Annotated in this window: 21 protein-coding genes; 18 read left to right on the top strand and 3 right to left on the bottom strand. The window is 67.4% G+C overall.

Translation table 11 applies throughout. The features are described from left to right. Positions 1-251, bottom strand: a 251-nt coding sequence (locus tag ABY44_RS03045) for a hypothetical protein (RefSeq protein WP_431640833.1), incomplete at its 3' end; no start/stop codon positions are given. Here ABY44_RS03045 and ABY44_RS03040 point away from each other — a divergent pair. From ABY44_RS03040 to ABY44_RS03005, 8 genes are all read left to right on the top strand, one after another. Next, a complete protein-coding gene (locus ABY44_RS03040; RefSeq protein WP_021164040.1) occupies positions 250-603 on the top strand; it encodes a YciI family protein in 354 nt (117 codons plus the stop codon). The two genes, ABY44_RS03045 and ABY44_RS03040, sit on opposite strands and share 2 nt — an antisense overlap. 125 nt (positions 604-728) lie before the next feature. Beyond that, a complete protein-coding gene (locus tag ABY44_RS03035) occupies positions 729-1,148 on the top strand; it encodes a YciI family protein (RefSeq protein ID WP_021164039.1) in 420 nt (139 codons plus the stop codon). A 35-nt stretch (positions 1,149-1,183) separates the two neighbouring features. Then, on the top strand, positions 1,184-1,600 hold the full coding sequence (locus tag ABY44_RS03030; RefSeq protein WP_060173108.1) for a VOC family protein: 417 nt from the start codon (positions 1,184-1,186) through the stop codon (positions 1,598-1,600). Next, complete coding sequence (locus tag ABY44_RS03025; protein ID WP_431640832.1) at positions 1,597-2,865, top strand: RNA polymerase sigma factor; 1,269 nt, start codon at positions 1,597-1,599, stop codon at positions 2,863-2,865. The genes ABY44_RS03030 and ABY44_RS03025 overlap by 4 nt, the downstream gene beginning before the upstream one ends. A gap of 270 nt (positions 2,866-3,135) precedes the next feature. Then, on the top strand, positions 3,136-3,558 hold the full coding sequence (locus ABY44_RS03020) for a rubrerythrin family protein (protein WP_027791020.1): 423 nt from the start codon (positions 3,136-3,138) through the stop codon (positions 3,556-3,558). 119 nt (positions 3,559-3,677) lie between these two features. Further along, positions 3,678-5,015, top strand: a complete 1,338-nt coding sequence (locus tag ABY44_RS03015) for a heterodisulfide reductase-related iron-sulfur binding cluster (protein WP_060173110.1) — start codon at positions 3,678-3,680, stop codon at positions 5,013-5,015. Positions 5,016-5,046: 31 nt separating this feature from the next. Continuing rightward, the gene (locus ABY44_RS03010; protein ID WP_060173111.1) at positions 5,047-5,628 is read left to right on the top strand and encodes a DUF3501 family protein; all 582 of its coding nucleotides are present in this window, start codon (positions 5,047-5,049) and stop codon (positions 5,626-5,628) included. A gap of 745 nt (positions 5,629-6,373) precedes the next feature. Next, positions 6,374-7,315, top strand: coding sequence for a transposase (locus ABY44_RS03005; protein ID WP_027791023.1), 942 nt, complete (start codon positions 6,374-6,376; stop codon positions 7,313-7,315). A gap of 126 nt (positions 7,316-7,441) precedes the next feature. Here the strand turns inward: ABY44_RS03005 and ABY44_RS03000 are convergent, their stop codons facing one another. Then, positions 7,442-8,968, bottom strand: coding sequence for a mannose-1-phosphate guanylyltransferase/mannose-6-phosphate isomerase (locus tag ABY44_RS03000; RefSeq protein WP_027791024.1), 1,527 nt, complete (start codon positions 8,966-8,968; stop codon positions 7,442-7,444). 428 nt (positions 8,969-9,396) lie between these two features. Here ABY44_RS03000 and ABY44_RS02995 point away from each other — a divergent pair, with 428 nt between their 5' ends. The 10 genes from ABY44_RS02995 to ABY44_RS02950 all read left to right on the top strand — a co-directional run bounded on the left by ABY44_RS02995 (position 9,397) and on the right by ABY44_RS02950 (position 22,212). Next, a complete protein-coding gene (locus ABY44_RS02995) occupies positions 9,397-10,770 on the top strand; it encodes an undecaprenyl-phosphate glucose phosphotransferase (protein ID WP_027791025.1) in 1,374 nt (457 codons plus the stop codon). 73 nt (positions 10,771-10,843) lie between these two features. Continuing rightward, a complete protein-coding gene (locus ABY44_RS02990) occupies positions 10,844-12,256 on the top strand; it encodes a UDP-glucose dehydrogenase family protein (RefSeq protein ID WP_431640830.1) in 1,413 nt (470 codons plus the stop codon). 30 nt (positions 12,257-12,286) lie between these two features. Continuing rightward, positions 12,287-12,730 (top strand): low molecular weight protein-tyrosine-phosphatase, encoded by a 444-nt coding sequence (locus ABY44_RS02985; protein WP_027791027.1) that lies wholly within the window; start codon positions 12,287-12,289, stop codon positions 12,728-12,730. After that, positions 12,724-13,902 carry a polysaccharide biosynthesis/export family protein gene (locus tag ABY44_RS02980; protein ID WP_027791028.1) on the top strand — a complete coding sequence of 393 codons (1,179 nt, stop codon included), beginning with the start codon at positions 12,724-12,726 and terminating at the stop codon, positions 13,900-13,902. Before ABY44_RS02985 ends, ABY44_RS02980 begins: the two co-directional genes overlap by 7 nt. Positions 13,903-13,952: 50 nt before the next feature. Next, complete coding sequence (locus ABY44_RS02975) at positions 13,953-16,178, top strand: polysaccharide biosynthesis tyrosine autokinase (RefSeq protein ID WP_431640829.1); 2,226 nt, start codon at positions 13,953-13,955, stop codon at positions 16,176-16,178. Positions 16,179-16,242: 64 nt separating this feature from the next. After that, positions 16,243-17,202, top strand: a complete 960-nt coding sequence (locus ABY44_RS02970) for a glycosyltransferase family 2 protein (protein ID WP_060173113.1) — start codon at positions 16,243-16,245, stop codon at positions 17,200-17,202. A gap of 49 nt (positions 17,203-17,251) precedes the next feature. Next, positions 17,252-18,388: a glycosyltransferase family 4 protein gene (locus tag ABY44_RS02965; RefSeq protein ID WP_059693904.1), complete on the top strand. Its 1,137-nt coding sequence runs from the start codon at positions 17,252-17,254 to the stop codon at positions 18,386-18,388. A gap of 10 nt (positions 18,389-18,398) precedes the next feature. Then, positions 18,399-19,865 carry an O-antigen ligase family protein gene (locus tag ABY44_RS02960; protein ID WP_059693905.1) on the top strand — a complete coding sequence of 489 codons (1,467 nt, stop codon included), beginning with the start codon at positions 18,399-18,401 and terminating at the stop codon, positions 19,863-19,865. After that, a complete protein-coding gene (locus ABY44_RS02955) occupies positions 19,862-21,046 on the top strand; it encodes a glycosyltransferase family 4 protein (protein ID WP_048022243.1) in 1,185 nt (394 codons plus the stop codon). Before ABY44_RS02960 ends, ABY44_RS02955 begins: the two co-directional genes overlap by 4 nt. Continuing rightward, positions 21,046-22,212, top strand: coding sequence for a glycosyltransferase family 4 protein (locus ABY44_RS02950; protein WP_060173114.1), 1,167 nt, complete (start codon positions 21,046-21,048; stop codon positions 22,210-22,212). The genes ABY44_RS02955 and ABY44_RS02950 overlap by 1 nt, the downstream gene beginning before the upstream one ends. Positions 22,213-22,341: 129 nt before the next feature. Here ABY44_RS02950 and ABY44_RS02945 read toward each other — a convergent pair. Beyond that, on the bottom strand, positions 22,342-22,652 hold a 311-nt coding region (locus tag ABY44_RS02945), incomplete at its 5' end, for an MFS transporter (RefSeq protein ID WP_431640828.1).

The following is a 22,652-nucleotide window of genomic DNA, read 5'->3' as shown; positions in this document are numbered from 1 at the left end:
GACGACGAACGCGGCAACGGCAGGCGGCGAAAGCAGGCGTGACATGGGGCGGTCCAAAGGAACAAAATCCGACGATTCGGGAAAGCATCTTGACGGCAAAATGTCAGGAAGCGGCCAAATTGGCCGTCCGGCCAGTGTGCCGATCGGCCGACGATGCAAGGCGCACGACGGCTGTTACGCTTTTGCATCGGCGGCGCATCCGGATCGCGCAGCACACGCTGCCGCGCCCCGTTCCCACAGGAGAAATCCATGTCTTACATGCTGTTGATTGTCGAGCCGACCGACCAGCGCGCCGAGCGCACGCTCGACGAAGGCCAGGCGCTGTACGCGCGGATGGTCGATTTCGCCGAGACGCTGAAGGCGCGCGGCGTGCTGCGCGGTGTCGAGTCGCTGGAGCGTTCCGAGCGCGGCACACGCGTGCAGGTGCGCGACGGCGAGACGCGCCTGCTCGACGGCCCGTTCGCGGAGGTGAAAGAGATGGTCGGCGGCTTCTTCCTCGTCGACGTCGACACCCGCGAGGAAGCGATCGAGATCGCGCGCCAGTGCCCGGCCGCGCAATGGTGCACGGTCGAGGTGCGCGCGGTCGGCCCGTGCTTCCTGTGAATGCCGCGACTCGGTATTTACCCTGATTGGTCGCGGAACGTGTCGATCCGGGCGTCTTCCGGCCGTCGTCCGGATAAGGCGCCGCCGAACGGGCGCCGCCTTCCACCGATGACAAGGAGTAAACGATGCGATTCATGATCATGATCCGGGCGAACGCCGTCAGCGAATCCGACGCGTTGCCGGACAACCGGCTGGTCGAAGCCATGACCGTCTACCACGAGGAACTGGCCAGGGCCGGCGTGCTGCTCGACGCGAACGGGCTGCGGCCGAGCGCGCGCGGCTGGCGCGTGCGCTACACGGGCGGCAAGGGCACGGTGATCGACGGCCCGTTCGCCGAAACGAAGGAACTGATCGCCGGCTATACGCTGATCCAGGTGCGTTCGCGCGACGAGGCGCTCGAATGGACGCGCCGGTTCCCCGCGCCGTTCGGCGCCGAAATGGATTGCGAGATCGAGGTGCGGCCGCTGTTCGAGCTCGACGACCTCACCCCGAGCGACGCGGTCGAGCGGTTCCGCGATCTCCACGTCGGCCGCACCCAGGCCTGAATCCACCCGAATCCAAGTTCACCGGAGCATCCGTCATGCACAAGATGGTTTTCATCAACCTGCCCGTGGCCGACCTGCCGCGCGCGAAGACGTTCTACCAGGCACTCGGTTTCGAGGTCGTGCCGGCCTATACCAACGAACAGGCCGCCTGCATCAGGATCAGCGACACGATTTTCGCGATGCTGCTCGTGCGGCCGTTTTTCCAGACCTTCACCGCCAAGACCATCGTCGATCCGGCGACGCAGGTGCAGGCGCTGACGTGCCTGTCGTGCGACAGCCGCGCCGAGGTCGACGCGATCGTCGCGAAGGCGCTCGCGGCCGGCGGGTCCGCGCCGCAGGCGCCGCGCGAGTATCCGAACATGTACGGCCACGGGTTCGACGATCCGGACGGCCATGCATGGGAGCTGATGGCCATGCCGCTGGATGCGTCCGCCCAGGGGCAGGCGTCGTGACGCTCGAGGCGACTCACCGTGCGATCGAAGCGGTCTGGCGGATCGAGGCGCCCAAGATCATCGCGCGCGCCGCGCGCGTGGTGCGCGACGTCGGCGTGGCCGAGGAGCTGGCGCAGGACACGCTCGTCGCGGCGCTCGAGCACTGGCCCGTCGACGGCGTGCCCGACAACCCGGCCGCGTGGCTGATGACGGCCGTGAAACGCCGCGCGCTCGACCGGGTCCGGCAGGAGTCGCTCCACGCGGCGAAGCGCGACCAGCTCGGCCACGAGATGGACGCGCTCGAAGCGCATGTCGTGCCCGACATCGCGGATGCGCTCGCCGACGCGAGCGACGACGACATCGGCGACGATCTGCTGCGGCTGATCTTCACGTCCTGCCACCCGGTGCTGTCGACCGATGCGCGTATCGCGCTGACGCTGCGGCTACTCGGCGGGTTGACGACGGGCGAGATCGCGCGCGCGTTCCTGACGCCCGAGCCGACGATCGCGCAGCGGATCGTGCGCGCCAAGCGCACGCTCGCGGCCGCGCACGTGCCGTTCGAGGTGCCGGCCGCCGATGCGCGACCCGCGCGGCTCGCGTCGGTCCTCGAAGTGATCTATCTCGTGTTCAACGAAGGCCACGCGGCGACCGCGGGCGACGACTGGACGCGCCCGGCGCTGTGCGACGAGGCGCTGCGGCTCGGCCGCGTGCTGGCCGGGCTGGCGCCGGACGAGAGCGAAGTGCTCGGGCTCGTCGCGCTGATGGAACTGCAGGCGTCGCGCATGCACGCGCGCACCGACGCGCAGGGCCGGCCCGTCCTGCTGCTCGACCAGGATCGCAGCCGCTGGGATCCGCTCTTGATCCGGCGCGGCCTCGCGGCGCTGGAGCAGGCGGCGAAGCTCGGCGGCGTGCGCGGGCCGTATGCGTTGCAGGCTGCGCTCGCCGCATGCCATGCGCGTGCGCGGCAGGCGGCGGACACCGACTGGGCGCAGATCGTCGCGCTGTACGACGCGCTCGCCGAGGTTGCGCCGTCGCCGGTCGTCGAACTGAATCGCGCGGTGGCCGTCGGGATGGCGTTCGGGCCCGCCGCGGCGCTCGAACTCGTCGACGTGCTGCGCGACGATCCCGCGCTTGCGCGCTATCACTGGCTGCCGAGCGTGCGCGGCGATCTGCTCGCGAAGCTCGGCCGCGCCGACGAGGCGAAGATCGAGTTCCGGCGTGCGGCGGAACTGACCCGCAACGAGCGCGAGCGCGAATTGCTGCTGAAGCGTGCGACCGACGCGTGAGGCACGCGGCACGCACGCAGCACGCACACGCGAACGCGAACGCGTACCCCGCACACGCGTACCCCGCGCACCACCCCGCCACGCATCGTGTCCCGCCGCGCAACGCGCCGACTATCGTCCGGATTGAAAAAGCCTATTGGGGGATGCGAACGCGAGCGCCTAGATTGAAGAGCACGATGCGTGCGCCGCGCCGCGGCGCACGCATCGTTCCCCACATACCTGATCGGCCCGGCTTCGCACGCGGCCGCGCCGACTCGAACGGAGGCGCAAATGGCTCAACTCAAGGGCAGCAAAACCGAAGAGAACCTGAAGGCCGCATTCGCGGGCGAATCGCAGGCGAACCGGCGTTATCTGTATTTCGCTTCGAAGGCTGACGTCGAAGGCCAGAACGACGTCGCCGCGCTGTTCCGCTCGACCGCCGAAGGCGAAACCGGCCATGCGCACGGCCATCTCGAATACCTGGAAGCCGTCGGCGATCCGGCAACGGGCTTGCCGTTCGGTTCATCGCGACAGAATCTCGAATCGGCGATCGCCGGCGAAACGCACGAATACACGGACATGTATCCGGGCATGGCGAAGACGGCGCGCGACGAGGGCTTCGACGAAATCGCGAACTGGTTCGAGACACTGGCGAAGGCCGAACGCAGCCACGCGAACCGCTATACGAAGGCGCTGGACAGTCTCGTCGACTGACGGGCCGCCGCGGGCCGCACGGCAGGCCGTGCGACCGGCAAGCGGCCGGCTGTTCGTTCATCGCTGCCCGCATCGCGCGGGCGGCGCTGGCGCGCATGCGCGCCACGCTGGAGCGCCCCATGCCCCACAAGGAAGGCAGTCTCGAAGCCCCGACCCGGCATCCGCTCGACTGGCAGTCCGACGCGTTCTACGACCAGGCCGCGATCGATGCGGAAATGACGCGCGTGTTCGACATCTGTGCCGGATGCCGGCGCTGCGTGTCGCTGTGCGGCGCGTTTCCGACGCTGTTCGACCTGGTCGACGACACGCCGATGGGCGATATCGAGGAAGTGCCGAAGGCGGCGTTCGGCAAGGTCGTCGACCAGTGCTACCTGTGCGACCTCTGCTACATGACGAAATGCCCGTACGTGCCGCCGCACGCATGGAACGTCGACTTCCCGCACCTGATGCTGCGCGGCAAGGCCGCGCGCTACAAGCGCGGCGAAGCGACGTTGCGCGACAAGGTGCTGTCGAACACCGACTCGCTCGGTCACTTTGCCGGCATTCCGATCGTCACGCAGGCGGTGAACGCGGTGAACCGTACGCCGCCCGCGCGTCATGCGCTCGAAGCGACGCTCGGCGTCGATCGCCATGCGTGGCTGCCGGAATTCGCGCCGCGCAAGTTCCGGCGCGCGGCGAAACCGTCGGACGGCCTGCCCGTGCGCGACGGCGAACGCACGCCCGGCAAGGTCGCGATCTACGCGACCTGCTACGTGAATTTCAACGAGCCGGGCATCGGCCACGACCTGCTCGCGATCCTCGCGCACAACGACATCCCTTACGAGCTCGTCACGCGAGAAGCCTGCTGCGGGATGCCGCTACTCGAGCAGGGCAATCTCGCCGGCGTGGCCGCGAAGAAGGACGTGAACCTGCCCGTGCTCGAACGCTATGCGCGCGAAGGTTATGCATTGATCGGCGCGATTCCGAGCTGCGTGCTGATGTACAAGAGCGAGCTGCCGCTGATGTTCCCCGGCGACGCCGCCGTGCGCGCGGTGGCCGACGCATTCTGGGATCCGTTCGAATACGTGATCGCGCGGCATCGCGACGGGTTGCTGAAGACCGATTTCAAGACGGGCCTCGGCACCGTGTCGTATCACGTGCCGTGCCATGCGCGCGTGCAGAACATCGGTCGCAAGACGGCCGACGCGCTGTCGCTCGTGCCCGATACGCGCGTGAACGTCGTCGAGCGCTGCTCGGGCCACGCGGGCACGTTCGGCGTGAAAAAGGAGTTTCATGCGGACGCGATGCGGATCGGCGGGCCCGTGTTCAAGGCGATGGCCGAGCCGCAGCCGGATTTCGTGTCGTCGGACTGCGCGCTGGCCGGCCATCACATCGTGCAGGGCATCGACGACAACGGGCTGCCGTCCGCGCCGCTCGCGCATCCGCTCACGCTGCTGCGCCGCGCATACGGCATCTGAGCCGCCGCCGGCCGACCCACGAGGACATCCCATGACGTTGACCCGCGACTCCCTGCTGACGCTCGAAGCGTACGCGCAGATCCGCAAGGCCGAACATGCGCGGCTGGTCGCGTACAAGCGCCGCCGCGCGGTGGCCCTCGGCAACCACCTGCGCTTCCTGTTCGAGGACGAGACGACGATCCGCTATCAGATCCAGGAGATGCTGCACATCGAGAAGATCTTCGACCAGGCCGGCATCGAAGGGGAGCTGGAAGCGTATCTGCCGCTCGTGCCCGACGGCACGAACCTGAAGGCGACGATGCAGATCGAGTACGAGCACGAGGTCGAACGGCGCGCGGCGCTCGCGCGGCTGATCGGTGTCGAGGATCGCGTGTACCTGCAGGTCGACGGGCACGCGCGCATCTACGCGATCGCCGACGAGGATCTCGAGCGCGACAACGCCGAGAAGACGTCGGCCGTGCACTTCGTGCGCTTCGAGCTCGACGCGCCGATGCGCGCGGCGCTCAAGGGCGGGGCGGCGCTGTCGATCGGCTGCGATCACCCGGCCTACACGATGCCGGCGCAGCGCGTGGACGCGGACGTGACCGCATCGCTGGCCGGCGATCTGCGCTGACGCATCCGCCGCACGTCAGCCGCACGTCCGGTGCGTCCCGCGCACCGGTTTCCATTTTTCCGTTCCGACCCGAAACGCGATCTCCGCACGCGACGCGGCGCGTTTCGCTCTCCTGCCGCCGCGAAGATGTAACAGGCGTCACGAACTTGCATGCAGCGAAAGACGTGCATCGCACGTCACCGGGCTTTCATCACTCGCAGAGAAACAATAAAAAGATTGTACACGGAGATAATTAAAATCGGCGAAATTTGAATGATTTACCGATTCGTGAATATCTTGTTACGCTTTTTTCCCTGATTTACCGATGTTGGGCAGCAATGCGCGGGATTGTTGCCGGCAGGGGTCGGAGCGACCCGAAAATGCCCATTCACGGGCATTCTTCATACGCTGTAGAGCCCCGCCAGACGGGCCTTTGCAGCGTCGGGCATAAAGATCCCGCAAAAAAATTCAAGCGTAAATACATTACGCACCCTTGGCAGGTTGTTTCAGTGCGTAACATTAAGTCATTGTCATATTGAGATAAACCCTAGGGATGGTATGCTTCGTGCACAAAAATTCCCACATTGGAGTGAGACCGTGATTTGTGCGCCATTGCCGGGAATGGCGGCACCGTGAAAGTGCGGTGTCGCACCGGCATGCACAACACCGGATAAGCATAATGTGCAACCTGGCCGCCCCGCGACGCGATGTGTCGCGATGGCGCCGCCAATCGCAGCCCCGGCCTGGCTGCGTGGAGAGATCTACTATGTTCTTCGATGAGCTTACCGATGAAGAGTGGTTTCGTCTTTCAACGCTGATCGCCGATGAACCCATCCGGCTGAACCGTCGTGGGCGTCCGCGTGCCGAACCGCGCGTCGTCGCCAACGCGGTGCTCTGGATCCTGACGACCGGTGAAGCCTGGTCGAAGCTGCCCGGTCGTTATCCGTCCGGGCCGACGTGCCGTCGCCGTTACGAGGAATGGCTGGCGTCCGGCACGCTGCTGCAGATGATCGACGTGCTGACCCAGTTCAGCGGGCGCACGTTCGCGTATATCCCGCCGCCGCCGGTGCCGGTCGTGCCCGCACGCCGTGCCGAGCCCGTGCCCGACAACGATCGCTTGCGCGGTGTGTTCTGGCAAAACCCCGAGTCGTGGCAATTGCCGGTCGCGCACGCAAACGTTTGGGATGGCGAAGGCGCGTCGCAGTCGTCCATGCAGGACGACGCCGAAGCGCGGCCGTCCGACGCGTCGTTCGTGGTGCCGGGCGCGCGATCGGTGGAGTTGCGCCATGCGCGTGCGTCGTCGGCGAGCTTCGCCGCGGCCGAACCGCAAGTCGACGAGTATCGCGGCTATACGATCCGCGGCATCGCGCAGCCCGTGCAGAACCTGATGTATCGCGCGTGGGCCGAGATCTCGCAGGACGAGCGGCGCGTCGAGCGTTCGGGCCTGATCGGCCCGCGCTTCACCGATGCCGAGGAAGCCGAGCAGTTCGCGCTCGACTGGGCACGTCAGTGGATCGATCGCCATGGCGCGAGCGACGAACCGGCACGCGCGCCGCAAGGCGAGGTGCTGGCCGGCCTGTCCGCGCTCGCGCGTGCGGAGTCGGACATCAAGCGCTTCATCGCCGAGCGTCACACGGGCGCGCTGTCCGAAAGCCGCAACGATCCGGTGCAGCAGGAGCGTCGCGAATACGTGTACCGCGTAGGCTGATCGCCGCACCGGTGAAACGGGCGGGCCGTCGTGTGCCACGACGCCCGCGCGGAAGCCTCGTCTTTCCATGCCTGCCTGCATCGCCCGGAGCGCCGCCGTCGAAGCGGCGCCCCGGGCGCACGTGTATTACTGGCGGCCGTAGGTATCGTCGAAGCGGACGATGTCGTCCTCGCCGAGATACGCGCCCGACTGCACTTCGATCAGCTCGAGCGGCATCTTGCCCGGGTTCTCGAGGCGATGCGACACGCCGAGCGGGATGTACGTCGATTCGTTTTCGGACAGCAGGAACGTTTCGTCGCCGCGCGTGATGCGCGCAGTGCCGCGCACGACGATCCAGTGTTCGGCGCGGTGGTGGTGCATCTGCAGCGACAGTCGCGCACCCGGTTTCACGACGATGCGTTTCACCTGGAAGCGTTCGCCCATGTCGACCGAGTCGTAGTGGCCCCACGGGCGATGCACCTTGCGGTGATCGGACGCTTCCGCGCCGCGTTGCGCCTTGATGCGCCCGACGATTTTCTTCACGTCCTGCACGCGCGACTTGTCCGCGACGAGCACGGCGTCGGGGGTTTCGACGACGACGAGGTTCTGCGTGCCGACGCAGGCGACGAGCCGGCTTTCCGAATGCGCGAACGTCGATTCCGCGTCTTCGAGCAGCACGTGGCCGCGGCCGACGTTGCCGGCTTCGTCCTTCTCCGAGATCTGCCAGATCGCATCCCACGAGCCGACGTCCGACCAGCCCGCGTCGAGCGGCACGACGACGCTCTCGCACAGTTGCGGCAGGCTCGCGAGCGGCTCCATCACCGCGTAGTCGATCGAGTTCGACGGCGACGCGGCGAATGCATCGCGATCGACGCGGAAGAAATCGCCGTCGGCCTTGCCCTGGGCGACGGCCTGTTCGCAGGCCGCGTAGATCGCGGGTTCGAGCTGGCTGATCGCCTTCAGCCACACCGATGCGCGCACGATGAAGATCCCGCTGTTCCACCAGTATTCGCCCGATGCGACGTACTGCCGAGCGAGTTCGAGATGCGGTTTCTCGACGAAACGATCGAGGCGGCGCACGTCGAGGCTGCCCGTCGCGGCGTCGCCGAGCGGCGCGCCGACGCGGATGTAGCCGTAGCCGGTTTCCGCGTGCTTGGGCACGATGCCCATCGTCGCGATCCGGCCTTGCTTCGCGCAGTGCACGCCGGCTGCGACCGCGGCGTGAAAGCGCGGCAGGTCGGCCACCGCATGGTCGGCCGGCATCACGGTCATGATCGCATCGTTGCCGTCGGCGACGAGCCGCAGCGCGGCGAGCGTCAGCGCGGGCGCGGTGTCGCGGGCGATCGGCTCGAGCATGATCGATGCGGACTTGCCGGTCAGGCGCAGCTGTTCGGCGGTCGTGAAGCGGTGATCCTCGCCGCATACGATCAGCACGTCGTCGGTCAGCGGATGATCGCCCGCCAGGCCATCGAGGCGCAGCGCGGTCGACTGCAGCAACGAATGTTCGCCGAGCAAGCCGATCAGCTGTTTCGGAAAGCGTTCGCGCGACATCGGCCACAGGCGCGTGCCGGAGCCGCCGGCGAGAATCACCGGTTGCACGGCGACGCGCGTGCCGGCGGCGGGTGCGGCGGAAGGGGAATGGCGCGTTTCGGCAGCCACGGCCGGAGCATTCATGTTGACACTCTCCACGGTTGAAGTCAGTGCCTGCCGTTGTAGCATGAAGTAAATCGACAATAAAACCGGGCCCATTGCCTGATATTCGCCGGGCATTCACCGGGAAGAATTTTCCTCGCCAGCATCCGGTGCAAATAAAAAAGTAAAAAATAAATCGGTGAATCGGCTGGTGTTGACCGCCCGCAAAGGGTGAGCGGAAACCGTAAAGCTTCCGAAAAATTCCCGATTCGCGATCATTTCGGGAAAACCTGCCGATTTAATTCAAAAACTACGCAGCAAGAATTTCCGATTATTTTTCGAAATACTTGTGCGCTTGAGGCGGAATTTTCTTACCGCTTCAATAGCGTCATGCAACGTTTGAATCGAATGTGCGGCACGGGTCGCACAAGGAGCTGTTCGGCAAACGCCTGTTCAAAGAGGAAGCAGACATGTTGAGCGTGCTGGCGAGAGTCATCGATATCGCGATGGTCGTAGCGGGGGCGCTGATCGCCGCCGCACTGCACGACGGCAGCATCTGGCTCAACGACCTGCAGCGCACGACGGTGCTGTTCGACTGCCTGCTCGTCGTCGTGTTCTTTCCGGCCATCGGCATTTACCAGTCGTGGCGCGGCAAGCGTCTCGTCGGGCTGGTGGGTCGGGTTGCGTTCGCATGGCTCGTGGTCGAGCTCGCGGGCATCCTGATGAGCTTCAGCTTCCATCAGTCGGGCGACCTGTCGCGGCTGTGGCTGGGTTACTGGGCGCTCGTGACGATGGCGCTGCTCGCCGGCTCGAAAACCTGCGTGCACGTCGTGCTGCGGCAGCTGCGCCGCGGCGGCTACAACCTGAAGGCGGTCGCGATCGTCGGCGGGACGCCGGCGGCGCGGCGGCTGATCGCGCAGATGCGGGCGCGGCCGGAAGCCGGTTTCAACCCGGTGTGCGTATACGACGAAAGCGAAGCGCCGGGCGAGGTCGCGCTCGACGACGTGCGCATCGAGCGGCAGTTCGAATCGCTGGTGTGGCTGGTACGCAGCCGCGCGATCAGCGAGCTGTGGCTCACGCTGCCGATCACGGAGGAACGCCGGATTCACCAGATCGTGACCGTGTTCCGCCACGACTTCGTCAACATCCGTTTCATCCCGGACGTGCGCACGCTGTCGTTCTTCAACCAGGAAGTGGTCGAGGTGCTCGGCGTGCCGGCGATCAACCTCGCGGCGTCGCCGATCACCGACGTGCGGATCCTGCCGAAGTTCGTGTTCGACCGGCTGTTCGCGCTGGCCGCGCTCACCGCGCTCGCGCCGGTGATGGTGCTGATTGCCGGCCTGATCAAGCTGACGTCGCGCGGGCCGGTGTTCTTCCGCCAGAAACGCAAGGGCATCGACGGGCACGAGTTCGAGATCTACAAGTTCCGCTCGATGAAGGTGCACCAGGAAGTGGCCGGGCAGGTCACGCAGGCGACCAAGAACGACTCGCGCGTGACGCCGGTCGGCCGGTTCCTGCGCCGCACGAGCCTCGACGAGCTGCCGCAGTTCATCAACGTATTGAAGGGCGAGATGTCGGTCGTCGGCCCGCGCCCGCATGCGCTCGCGCACGACGACATCTACAAGGATCTCGTCAAGGGCTACATGTTCCGCTACCGGATCAAGCCGGGCATCACCGGCTGGGCGCAGATCAACGGCTTTCGTGGCGAGACCGACCAGATCGAGAAGATGATGGGGCGCGTGAAGCTCGATCTGTACTACATGCAGAACTGGTCGTTCTGGCTCGACATCAAGATCGTCGTGCTGACGCTCTGGAAAGGCTTCACCGGCAGCAACGCGTACTGAGTACCGAGGCCGCGCCACGCAGGCATCGCGGTTTTACGAATTTCGAATCATTGGTCAAGAGGTCCGACACATCATGAATCTGACTATCATCGGCAGCGGTTACGTAGGTCTTGTCACCGGCGCCTGTCTCGCCGACATCGGGCACGACGTGTTCTGTCTCGACGTCGACCAGGCAAAGATCGACATCCTGAACAACGGCGGCGTGCCGATCCACGAGCCGGGCCTCAAGGAAGTGATCGCGCGCAACCGCTCGGCGGGCCGCCTGCGCTTCTCGACCGATATCGAGGCCGCGGTCGCGCACGGCGACGTGCAGTTCATCGCGGTCGGCACGCCGCCCGACGAGGACGGCTCGGCCGACCTGCAATACGTGCTCGCGGCGGCGCGCAACATCGGCCGTTACATGACGGGCTTCAAGGTGATCGTCGACAAGTCGACGGTGCCGGTCGGCACGGCCGAGCGCGTGCGCGCGGCGGTGGCCGAGGAGTTCGCGAAGCGCGGCGGCGACCAGATGTTCTCGGTCGTGTCGAATCCGGAATTCCTGAAGGAAGGCGCGGCGGTCGACGATTTCACGCGGCCGGACCGCATCGTGATCGGCTGCGACGACGACGTGCCGGGCGAGCGCGCGCGCGAGCTGATGAAGAAGCTCTATGCGCCGTTCAACCGCAACCACGAACGCACGCTGTACATGGACGTGCGCTCAGCCGAGTTCACGAAATACGCGGCGAACGCGATGCTCGCGACCCGCATCTCGTTCATGAACGAGCTGGCGAACCTCGCCGACCGTTTCGGCGCGGACATCGAGGCCGTGCGCCGCGGGATCGGCTCCGATCCGCGCATCGGCTATCACTTCCTGTATGCCGGCTGCGGCTACGGCGGCTCGTGCTTCCCGAAGGACGTCGAGGCGCTGATCCGCACGGCCGACGAGCACGGGCAGGCACTGCAGATCCTGAAGGCCGTGTCGTCGGTCAACGCTACGCAAAAGCGCGTGCTTGCCGAGAAGATCGTCGCCCGCTTCGGCGAGGACCTGACCGGCCGCACGTTCGCGATCTGGGGCCTCGCGTTCAAGCCGAACACCGACGACATGCGCGAAGCGCCGAGCCGCGAGCTGATCGCCGAGCTGCTGTCGCGCGGGGCGCGCATCGCCGCGTACGACCCGGTCGCGCAGCAGGAAGCGCGCCGCGTGATCGCGCTCGATCTCGCCGATCACCCGAGCTGGCTCGAGCGCTTGAGCTTCGTCGACGACGAAGCGCAGGCCGCGCGCGATGCCGACGCGCTCGTGATCGTCACCGAATGGAAGATCTTCAAGAGCCCCGACTTCATCGCGCTCGGCCGCCTGTGGAAAGCGCCGGTGATCTTCGACGGCCGCAACCTGTACGAGCCGGAGACGATGACCGAGCTGGGCATCGAATACCACCCGATCGGCCGGCCGGGCTCGCGCCAGGCCGTCGCCGCGCGTGTGCCGGGCACCGCGCCCGCGAGCGCGTAACCCGTTTCCCGTCACTCGTTACGAGACGCCATGTTCCGGAACATCCTGATCGTCTGTCACGCGAACGTCTGTCGCAGCCCGGCAGCGGAAATGCTGTTCAAGTCGCACGCCGCGTCGCGCGGCGGCCCGCGCCCGACGTTCCATTCGGCCGGCGTGCATGCGAACGACGGCGACGGCATCGATCCGGTGATGCGGCAGCTGCTCGCCGAGCGGGGCGTCGATGCGACGACCCACCGCTCGCGGCGGCTGTCGCGCCGGATCGTGCGCGACGCCGACCTGATTCTCGTCAGCGAGCGCGGACAGATCGCGGCCGTCGAAAAGGTCGATCCGTTCGCGCGCGGCAAGGTCCACCTGCTCGGCAAGTGGGAAGGGGCCGAGATTGCCGACCCGCACGGCGGCCCCGAGGCCGATTACCGCGAGAGCTACTCACTGATCGAACGTCTGGTTCAAGGATGGCTACAGAAACTATGCTGAAACGCCCGATGCGCCCGGTGGCGCTTGCCGTCGCGCTGACGACCTTCCTGTCAGCCTGTGCAACCGCGCCCGGCAACTACCTCGACTCGTCGAACCTGAAGGACGAAGGCCGCCAGCAAGCGGCCGAGACCTATCCGGTTCATTACATCGACGCCAAAGTGGTGATGGACCAGCTGCAGAAGGCGCAGGTCGACCATCCGCTGCCGCCCGGACGCTATACCGATCCGTCGCAATACGTGTACCGCATCGGGCCGCAGGACATCCTCGGCGTCACCGTCTGGGACCACCCGGAGCTGACGACGCCGCAGGGCCAGTCGTTCTCGAGCGGCGGCAACACGACGCAGACGATCGCGGGCGCGCTGCAGCAACCCTATTCGTCGTCGCTGCCGGGCCAGGCCGATCCTTATGGCCAGACGGTGGCCGCCGACGGCACGATCTTCTTCCCGTTCGTCGGCCGTATCCACGTGGCGGGCAAGACGATCGCGCAGACCCGTGACGAGCTGGCCACGCGACTCGCGCGTTACGTGAAGAATCCGCAGCTCGACGTGCGCGTGCTGTCGTTCCGCAGCCAGAAGGTGCAGGTGACCGGCGAGGTGAAGACGCCGGGCCCGCTCGCGATGAGCGACGTGCCGCTGACGCTGGTCGACGCGATCTCGCGTTCGGGCGGCTCGACCACCGACGCCGATCTGCAGCGCGTGCGCCTGACGCGCGACGGCAAGCTCTACACGCTCGACGCGAACGGCGTGCTCGACCGCGGCGAAGTGCGGCAGAACGTGATGCTGCAGCAGGGCGACATCATCAACGTGCCGGATCGCAGCGACAGCCGCGTGTTCATCATGGGCGAGGTCAAGACGCCGGTCACGGTGCCGATGCTCAAGGGCAAGCTGACCATCGCCGACGCGTTGACGGCCGGCGGCGGCATCCTCGACACCGACGCGAACCCGCGCAAGATCTACGTGATGCGCGGCATGCGCGACAACCCGACGAAGCCTGAAGTGTTCCGTCTCGACATGACGCAGCCCGATGCGCTGATGCTGTCGAGCCGCTTCCCGCTTCAGCCGCTCGATGTGGTCTACGTCAGCACGGCCAGCTCGGTGCAGTTCAACCGAGTGCTGCAGCAGGTGTTGCCGACGATCCAGACGATCTTCTACATGCGGCAAATCACGCGCTGATAGCCCGCCGGGGCGGCACCTCCGCCCCGGCACCACTCAAGCGGGAACGAATGGTGAACACGCAAGCGAAACACTCCTACGCGGATCTGTCCGTGAAAACCGAGGAAGAGGACGTCGTCCTCGGCCAGTTGCTCCAGGTGATCATGGACGACATCTGGCTGCTGCTCGGCATCGCGGTGACGGTCGTCGCGCTCGCCGGCCTCTACTGTTACGTCGCGAAGCCGGTGTACCAGGCCGACGTGCACGTGCGGGTCGAGAGCAACGACAACACGTCGCAGGCGCTCACGCAGACGCAGACCGGCGCGACGATCAACTCCGGTCCGCAGCAGGCGCAGACCGATGCGGAAATCGAGATCATCAAGAGCCGCGGCGTCGTCGCGCCGGTGGTCGACCAGTTCAAGCTGAATTTCTCGGTCGTGCCGAAGACGCTGCCGCTGATCGGCAGCCTCGCCGCGCGTGTCGCGACGCCGGGCACGCCGTCTCGGCCGTGGCTCGGCCTGCAATCGTATGCATGGGGCGGTGAAGTTGCCGACGTCGATTCGATCAGCGTCGTGCCCGCGCTCGAAGGCAAGAAGCTGACGCTGACGGCCGGCCCGAACGGCACCTATTCGCTCGTCGACCAGAACGGCACGCGGCTGCTGTCGGGCCAGGTCGGCGAATCGACGCAGGGCGGCGGCGTGACGCTGCTCGTGTCGAAGCTCGTCGCGCGCCCCGGCACGCAGTTCACGGTGGTCCGCTACAACGATCTCGACGCGATCAGCGGCTTCCAGGCCGGCATCCAGGTGACCGAGCAGGGCAAGCAGACGGGCGTCGTGCAGATCTCGCTCGAAGGCAAGGACCCGGACCAGACCGCCGCGATCGCGAACGCGCTCGCGCAGTCGTACCTGAACCAGCACGTGGTCGCGAAGCAGGCCGAAGCGACCAAGATGCTCGACTTCCTGAAGGGCGAGGAACCGCGCCTGAAGGCCGACCTCGAACGGGCGGAAGCCGCGCTGACGCAGTACCAGCGCACGTCGGGCTCGATCAACGCGAGCGACGAGGCGAAGGTCTACCTCGAGGGCAGCGTGCAGTACGAGCAGCAGATCGCCGCGCAGCGCCTGCAGCTCGCGTCGCTCGCGCAGCGCTTCACCGATTCGCACCCGATGGTGATCGCCGCCAAGCAGCAGCTCGCCGAGCTGCAGGGCGAGAAGGACAAGTTCAGCAACCGCTTCCGCAGCCTGCCGGCCACCGAAGTGAAGGCCGTCCAGCTGCAGCGCGACGCGAAGGTCGCCGAGGACATCTACGTGCTGCTGCTGAACCGCGTGCAGGAGCTGTCGGTGCAGAAGGCCGGCACGGGCGGCAACATCCACCTCGTCGACTCCGCGCTGCGTCCGGGCGCCCCGGTCAAGCCGAAGAAGGTGCTGATCCTGTCGGCCGCGGTGTTCCTCGGGCTGATCCTGGGCACCGGCGTCGTGTTCCTGCGCCGCAACCTGTTCCAGGGCATCGAGGACCCCGACCGCATCGAGCGCACGTTCAACCTGCCGCTGTACGGGCTGGTGCCGCAAAGCGCCGAGCAGGTGAAGCTCGACGCGGCGGCCGAGAAGAGCGGCAGCCGCACACGGCCGATCCTCGCGAGCCTGCGTCCGAAGGATCTGAGCGTCGAGAGCCTGCGCAGCCTGCGCACCGCGATGCAGTTCGCGATGATGGACGCGAAGAACCGCGTGATCGTGCTGACGGGCCCGACGCCCGGCATCGGCAAGAGCTTCCTGACGGTCAACCTCGCGGTGCTGCTCGCGCATTCGGGCAAACGCGTGCTGCTGATCGACGCCGACATGCGCCGCGGCCTGCTCGACCGCTACTTCGGCTTCACCTCGCAGCCGGGCCTGTCCGAGCTGCTGAGCGACCAGTCGGCGCTCGAGGACGCCGTGCGCGAGACGCCGGTGCAGGGCCTGTCGTTCATCTCGGCCGGCACGCGCCCGCCGAACCCGTCGGAGCTGCTGATGTCGACGCGCCTGCCGCAATACCTCGAAGGGCTCGGCAAGCGCTACGACGTCGTGCTGATCGATTCGCCGCCGGTGCTGGCGGTGACCGACGCGACCATCATCGGTCGCATGGCCGGTTCGACGTTCCTCGTGCTGCGCTCGGGCATGCATACCGAAGGCGAGATCGCCGACGCGATCAAGCGCCTGCGTACCGCGGGCGTCGATCTGGAAGGCGGGATCTTCAACGGCGTGCCGCCGAAAGCGCGCGGCTACGGCCGCGGTTATGCGGCCGTGCATGAATACCTGAGCGCCTGATCCGAATCGCACGTAACCGGGTGGGCCGCGCGTGCCGCCTGCCCGGTCGACAGGAGAACCAACGATGAAAATTTCCGTGCTCGTTCCGACCTATCGGCGCCCCGCCGACCTCGCGCGCTGCCTGCTGGCGCTGCAGCGGCAGCAGCGGCTGCCCGACGAGGTGATCGTCGTCGCGCGCCCGGAGGACGATGCCACGCACGAACGGCTTGCCGATCCGGCGGTCGGCGGCGCGCTGCCGCTGCGCATCGTGCCGGTCGATGTGCCGGGCCAGGTCGCCGCGCTGAACAAGGGGCTCGACTCGGCGAACGGCGACATCGTCGCGATCACCGACGACGACGCGGCGCCGCACCCCGACTGGCTCGCCCGCGTCGAGTCGGCGTTCGAGGCCGACCCGCGCGTGGGCGCGGTCGGCGGCCGCGACTGGGTGCACGAGAAGGGCCGCGTGCTCGACGAATCGCGCGAGCTCGTCGGCCAGCTCACGCTGTCCGGCAAGATCGTCGGCAATCATCACCTCGGCGTTGGCGGCATGCGCGAAGTCGACATGCTGAAAGGCGCGAACATGAGCTACCGCCGTGCCGCGATCGAGCGGCTGCGCTTCGACACGCGGCTGCGCGGCGCCGGTGCGCAGGTGCACAACGACATGGGTTTCAGCATGCACGTGCAGCGCGCCGGCTGGAAGCTCGTCTACGACCCGGCGATCGCGGTCGATCATTTTCCGGCGGAACGCTTCGACGACGACCGGCGCGATGCCGCGTCGCTGAATGCGATCAGCAACGGCGCATACAACCTGCACCTGATCCTGCGTGAGCACCTGCCGCCCGTGCGGCGCGAAATCGCGTGGTGGTGGTGGACGCTGGTCGGTACGCGCGTCTATCCGGGCCTTGCGCACGTGCTGCTGTCGCTGCATACGTCGAAGCGCGAGCGGATCCGCGAGCAGTGGCGCGCGGTGCGCCGCGGCGCGCGCGATGCCCGCCGCGCGAACCTTGCCCCCCACCGTGCGGCGATGCCGCCGGTGACGTCTTGAACGAGCCGCGCGCGCAACGCCGCGCGGCCGAACCCGGAGAAGGGCTCGAATGACTGCAACCAAGGTCCATGTCCATCTGTTCCACGGCGCCGATCCGCGTACCTACCGGAAAGGCGAGAACATCGGCTGCCTGTACGGTTATCACCACGCCGAATCCGATGAATTCCGGCTGACCTATTCGCAGGACGGCGGCGAGAGCCGCGTCGCCAGCCTCGTGCGCCGCGCGCTGAAGGCGGCGCTCGGCTTCGACGTCGTGCATGCATGGCGCAACCGTGCCGCGTTGCTGAACACCGACGTGATCTGGACGCACACGGAGCAGGAGCACCTTGCGGCGTCGCTGATCCTGAAGCTGGCCGGCGAGCAGGGCAAACGTCCGCTGCTGCTCGCGCAGAGCGTGTGGCTGTTCGACAAGTGGGGCAGCTTCGGCGGCCCGCGCCGCTGGCTGTACCGCAAGCTGATCGCGCGCGCCGACGCGCTGACCACGCTGGCCCGCGACAACGCCGACCTGTGCCGTCGTTATCTCGGCCGCGAAGCCGAGTTCGTCTACTACGGGCTGAACACGCAGGATTTCCCGATCGTCGAGCCGCAGCAATGGCAACCGAACCGGCCGCTGCGGATCGCGGCGATCGGCAACGACCGCGACCGCGACTGGCGCACGTTCCTCGCCGCGTTCGGCGGCGATGCGCGCTACGACGTGCGGCTGGCGACGCGGCGCCGCGTGCCGCGCGAGTGGCATGCGCCGAACGTGAAGATCGGCTCGGCGTCGGGGCTCGCGAAGCAGCACGAACTGTACGCATGGGCCGACGTGATCGTCGTGCCGCTGCGGCCGAATTTCCACGCGTCGGGCATCACCGTGATGCTCGAGGCGGCCGCGGTCGGCAAGCCGATGATCGTGTCCGACGTCGGCGGGCTCAGCGACTACTTCCCGCACGATACGGCCGCCTACGTGCCGGCCTTCGACGCACAGGCGATGCGCCAGGCCGCCGATCGCTTCGCGGCCGATCCGGTCGCGGCGCTGGGCTGCGCGCGGGCCGCCGCCGCGTGCCTGCGCGAGCGCGACCTGACCACGCAGGCGTTCGCCGAGCAGCACGTGCGGATCACGCGCGACATGCTGCGCCGGCGCCGGACGCCGGCGGCGGCGGGCCTGGCGATGCCGCTCGCGGATTCGCGCCCGTCGTCGCGGTGAGAGCGGATCGATGAGTACGATTGCCGCCGAACGCGCGCCGTCGCGCCGCCGCAACTGGCTGCCCGAGCGGAAGCACTGGGTCGGGCAGGCCGGGCTGTGGTCCTTCACCGCCGCGCTGATCGCCATTCACCAGGGCAAGGTGCTGACGCTCGCGTTTCCGGTGCTGGCCATCGCGGTCGGCATCTGGCTGTATTTCAAGAGTCCGGCGCGCTACGTCGGCTTCATGTGGTGGGTGTGGTTCCTGAGCCCGGAAGTGCGGCGTCTCGCCGACTGGTCGAAGGGCGCGTTCACGCCGACGAGCCTGATCCAGGTCGCGCCGCTCGCGGTGACGATGATCGCCGGCCTGGGTTTGATCCGGCATTACCGCGTGCTCGCGCAGCGGCGCGGAATCCCGATCCTGCTGATGCTGTTCGGGCTCGCGTACGCGTACCTCGTCGGGATCGTGTCGAGCGGCGTGATGGCCGCGACCTACGACCTCGCGAACTGGGTGTACCCGGTGCTGATCGGCTTTCACATCATGGTCAACGCCCGCGACTATCCCGAATACCGCGACGTGCTGCTGTCCACGTTCATGTGGGGCATGCTCGTGATGGGCCTGTACGGCGTCGTGCAGTACTTCGTGATGCCGCAGTGGGACGTGCTGTGGATGATCGGCTCCGACATGGGTTCGCAGGGCGAGCCGGTGCCGTACGGCGTGCGCGTGTTCAGCACGATGAACTCGTCCGGGCCGTTCGCGTTCGCGATCATGGGCGCGCTGGTGTTCGTGTTCGCCGCGCCGCAGAAGATCCGCTGGTTCGCGGGCGCGGCCGGCTTCGTGTCGTTCGCGCTGTGTCTCGTGCGCTCGACCTGGGGCGGCTGGGTGATCGCGCTCGCGATCCAGCTCGTGCAGTCGAGCAACCGCGTGCGGATGCGGATCCTGATCAGCGGCGTCGTGCTGGTCGGGCTGTGCGTGCCGCTCCTGACCGTCGGGCCGGTGGCCGACCGTCTCGGCGCGCGCCTGCAGTCGATCACGAACCTGAAGGACGACCGCAGCTACGACGACCGCAACAAGTTCTACGCCACCTTCGCGCAGACGGCGTTCACCGACGTCGCCGGCGAGGGGATGGGCGCGACGGGTGCATCCACGAAGCTGTCGAGCGACAGCGGCGAGCTCGGCAAGTACGGCAGCTTCGACAGCGGCGTGATGAACGTGCCGTTCGTGCTCGGCTGGCCCGGCACGCTGCTGTATCTCGCCGGCGTCGTGATGCTGTTCGGCCGCACGCTGCGTGCGGCATTCAAGCTGCGCAATGACAAGTTCGTCGGCGCGTGCCTGAGCCTGTGCCTGTCGACCTTCGCGATGCTCGTGTTCACGAACTCGCTGATCGGCACGGGCGGCCTGCTGATGTTCACAGCCATTTTTTCGATACTAGCCGCGGCGCACTGGCAAAAGGCACAACGCCTGCTGGCCGCCGCGCATTCACGGGGAGGCGACCATTGAGAATCGCGATCGTCACGCACGTCGTGCGACATAACGACGGCCAGGGCCGCGTCAATTACGAAATCGCGCGCGCGGCGCTGGCCGAGAACTACGAGGTCACGCTGGTCGCGTCGCACGTCGCGCCCGAGCTGCTGGCCGACCCGCGCGTGCGCTGGGTGCCGGTGAAGGTCGGCGGCTTCTGGCCGTCGAATCTCGTCAAGCAGCAGGTGTTCGCGCTGAAGAGCGCGGCCTGGCTGCGCGCGCACCGCAGCGAATACGACGTGCTGCACGTGAACGGCTTCATCTCGTGGATCAAGGCCGACGTGAATACCGCGCACTTCGTGCACGGCGGCTGGTTCAAGAGTCCGTACTATCCGTTCGGGCCGACGAAGGGGCTGTGGTCGGCCTATCAGTACGTCTATACGCGCGTGAACACCACGCTCGAGCGCTGGGCGTACAAGCGGTCGCGCGCGATTACCGCCGTGTCGCAGAAGGTGGCCGACGAGATCGCCGGGCTCGGCATCGACAGCCGCAAGATCAGCGTGATCTACAACGGCGTCGACGGCAGCGCGTTCGCCGGTGCGCAGGCCGACCGCGCGGCGTTCAAGCTGCCGGACGACGCGTTCCTGCTGCTGTTCGTCGGCGACCTGCGCACGCCGCGCAAGAACCTCGGCACGGTGCTGAAGGCGCTGACGAAGCTGCCGGCGAACGTGCACCTGGCGGTGGCCGGTTATCTGCCCGGCAGCCCGTATCCGGAAGAGGCGCGCGCGCTCGGCATCGATGCGCGCGTGCATTTCCTCGGCCTCGTGAAAAACATGCCGACGCTGATGCGCTCGGTCGACGCCTACGTATTCCCGTCGCGCTACGAAGCGATGAGCCTGTCGCTGCTGGAGGCGATGGCGGCCGGGCTGCCGGTCGTCACCGCGCGTACGGCGGGCGGCGCCGAAATCATCACGCGCGAATGCGGGATCGTGCTGGAGGACCCGGACGATCCGGCCGCGCTCGCGCAGGCGATCGGCTCGCTCGCGGCGTCGCGCGACACGTGCCGCGCGATGGGCGACGCGGCCCGCGAATTGATGACCCGTTTCGGCTGGGCGCACATGGGCGCCCAGTATGTCGCGCTCTACCGGCGCATCGGCCAACCCACGCAGCCGTCCGCCTTCGAGCGGGTCGAGCATGCAGTGACGCAGGAGCAATCGTAATGTCCCACTCTTCCCGGCCGATCAAATCGTTGCAGATCGGCATGCACTGGTTCCCCGAACGCGCGGGCGGCCTCGACCGGATGTACTACTCGCTCGTCGGCGCGCTGCCGGGCGCGGGCGTCGAGGTGCGCGGGCTCGTCGCCGGCTCGCAGAGGGTCGCCGACGACACGGGCGGCGCGATCCAGGGCTTCGGCCCCGCATCGGAGCCGCTCGCGCGCCGCATGCTCGCCGCGCGGCGCGCGCTGCGCGAGGAGATCCGCAGCGAGCGGCCGGACGTGATCTCGTCGCACTTCGCGCTGTACACGTTCCCGGGCCTCGACGTCACGCGCGGGATTCCGCAGGTGTCGCACTTCCAGGGCCCGTGGGCCGACGAAAGCCAGGTCGAGGGCGCCGCGTCGCTCGGCCAGCGCGCGAAGCGTTATCTCGAGCAGGCCGTCTATACGCGTTCGTCGCGGCTGATCGTGCTGTCGCAGGCGTTCGGCCAGATCCTGACGAACCGCTACGGGATCGATCCGTCGCGTGTGCGCGTGATTCCCGGTTGCGTCGATACCGCGCAGTTCGACACGCCGCTCACGCCCGCCGAGGCGCGGCACAAGCTGCAACTGCCGCAGGACCGGCCGATCGTGCTGGCCGTGCGCCGGCTCGTGCGGCGCATGGGGCTGGAGGACCTGATCGACGCGATCGGCCTCCTCAAGCACCGTCACCCGGACGTGCTGCTGCTGATCGCCGGCAAGGGCAAGATCGGCGAGGAACTGCAGCAGCGCATCGATGCGGCAGGCCTGCAGGACAACGTGAAGCTGCTCGGCTTCGTGCCGGACAACCATCTCGCCGCGCTGTACCGCGCGGCGACGGTCAGCGTCGTGCCGACGGTCGCGCTCGAAGGCTTCGGGCTGATCACCGTCGAATCGCTCGCGTCCGGCACGCCCGTGCTGGTCACGCCGGTCGGCGGGCTGCCGGAGGCGGTGGCCGGGCTGTCCGACGATCTCGTGCTGCCGTCCACCGGCGCGGACGCGATCGCGGAAGGGCTCGGTGCCGCGCTGTCGGGCGCGATCACGCTGCCCGACGAGGCCGCGTGCAAGCGCTATGCACGCGATCATTTCGACAACGCGGTGATCGCGCGGCGCGTGGCCGGCGTGTACGAAGAGGCGATCCGGGCGGCAGGTTGAGCGCCCGTGGCGCGCGATCTGCGCGCCGAACGGGAAACCGAACCGGTGCGCGTGCGCGGCCGGTTCGCGTGCCGGCCGCCTGCGCAGGGCCGGCTGATCCCCCCATCCGATGCGCGACGCCGGCACGCGTCACGCGCGCCTGAGCGTCGCGGCCCAGACGCCGAGCGCCGCCACGCTCACGACCGCGCCGAGCACGCAGACGCCCGTCCATCCGGCGCGCGCATACATCATCGTCGATGCAATCGCGCCGAGCCCGCTGCCGGCCGAATAGAACAGCATGTAGCAGCCGACGAGGCGCGCGTGCGCATCGGGCCGCGTGCTGAGAATCATGCTCTGGTTGACGACGTGGACGGCCTGCCCGCCGACGTCGAGCAGCACGATGCCGACGACCAGCCATGCAATCGACGAATCGCCGAACGCGAGCGGCAGCCACGAGCACG

Origin of the sequence: Burkholderia sp. ZZQ-2 (assembly GCF_050768715.1) — a bacterium.
GTDB lineage: Bacteria > Pseudomonadota > Gammaproteobacteria > Burkholderiales > Burkholderiaceae > Burkholderia > Burkholderia cepacia.
This window is presented reverse-complemented; position numbering and strand designations above follow the sequence as displayed.

Excerpts from the sequence above, each read along its gene's own strand:
- ABY44_RS02980 (WP_027791028.1), top strand. The coding sequence starts at position 12,724 with ATGCTGAAACGCCCGATGCGCCCGGTGGCGCTTGCCGTCGCGCTGACG.
- ABY44_RS03040 (WP_021164040.1), top strand. The coding sequence starts at position 250 with ATGTCTTACATGCTGTTGATTGTCGAGCCGACCGACCAGCGCGCCGAG.
- ABY44_RS02950 (WP_060173114.1), top strand. The coding sequence starts at position 21,046 with ATGTCCCACTCTTCCCGGCCGATCAAATCGTTGCAGATCGGCATGCAC.
- ABY44_RS02970 (WP_060173113.1), top strand. The coding sequence starts at position 16,243 with ATGAAAATTTCCGTGCTCGTTCCGACCTATCGGCGCCCCGCCGACCTC.
- ABY44_RS03035 (WP_021164039.1), top strand. The coding sequence starts at position 729 with ATGCGATTCATGATCATGATCCGGGCGAACGCCGTCAGCGAATCCGAC.
- ABY44_RS03000 (WP_027791024.1), bottom strand. The coding sequence starts at position 8,968 with ATGAATGCTCCGGCCGTGGCTGCCGAAACGCGCCATTCCCCTTCCGCC.
- ABY44_RS03020 (WP_027791020.1), top strand. The coding sequence starts at position 3,136 with ATGGCTCAACTCAAGGGCAGCAAAACCGAAGAGAACCTGAAGGCCGCA.
- ABY44_RS02975 (WP_431640829.1), top strand. The coding sequence starts at position 13,953 with ATGGTGAACACGCAAGCGAAACACTCCTACGCGGATCTGTCCGTGAAA.
- ABY44_RS02995 (WP_027791025.1), top strand. The coding sequence starts at position 9,397 with ATGTTGAGCGTGCTGGCGAGAGTCATCGATATCGCGATGGTCGTAGCG.
- ABY44_RS02985 (WP_027791027.1), top strand. The coding sequence starts at position 12,287 with ATGTTCCGGAACATCCTGATCGTCTGTCACGCGAACGTCTGTCGCAGC.
- ABY44_RS02990 (WP_431640830.1), top strand. The coding sequence starts at position 10,844 with ATGAATCTGACTATCATCGGCAGCGGTTACGTAGGTCTTGTCACCGGC.
- ABY44_RS03015 (WP_060173110.1), top strand. The coding sequence starts at position 3,678 with ATGCCCCACAAGGAAGGCAGTCTCGAAGCCCCGACCCGGCATCCGCTC.
- ABY44_RS02965 (WP_059693904.1), top strand. The coding sequence starts at position 17,252 with ATGACTGCAACCAAGGTCCATGTCCATCTGTTCCACGGCGCCGATCCG.
- ABY44_RS03005 (WP_027791023.1), top strand. The coding sequence starts at position 6,374 with ATGTTCTTCGATGAGCTTACCGATGAAGAGTGGTTTCGTCTTTCAACG.
- ABY44_RS03010 (WP_060173111.1), top strand. The coding sequence starts at position 5,047 with ATGACGTTGACCCGCGACTCCCTGCTGACGCTCGAAGCGTACGCGCAG.
- ABY44_RS02960 (WP_059693905.1), top strand. The coding sequence starts at position 18,399 with ATGAGTACGATTGCCGCCGAACGCGCGCCGTCGCGCCGCCGCAACTGG.
- ABY44_RS03030 (WP_060173108.1), top strand. The coding sequence starts at position 1,184 with ATGCACAAGATGGTTTTCATCAACCTGCCCGTGGCCGACCTGCCGCGC.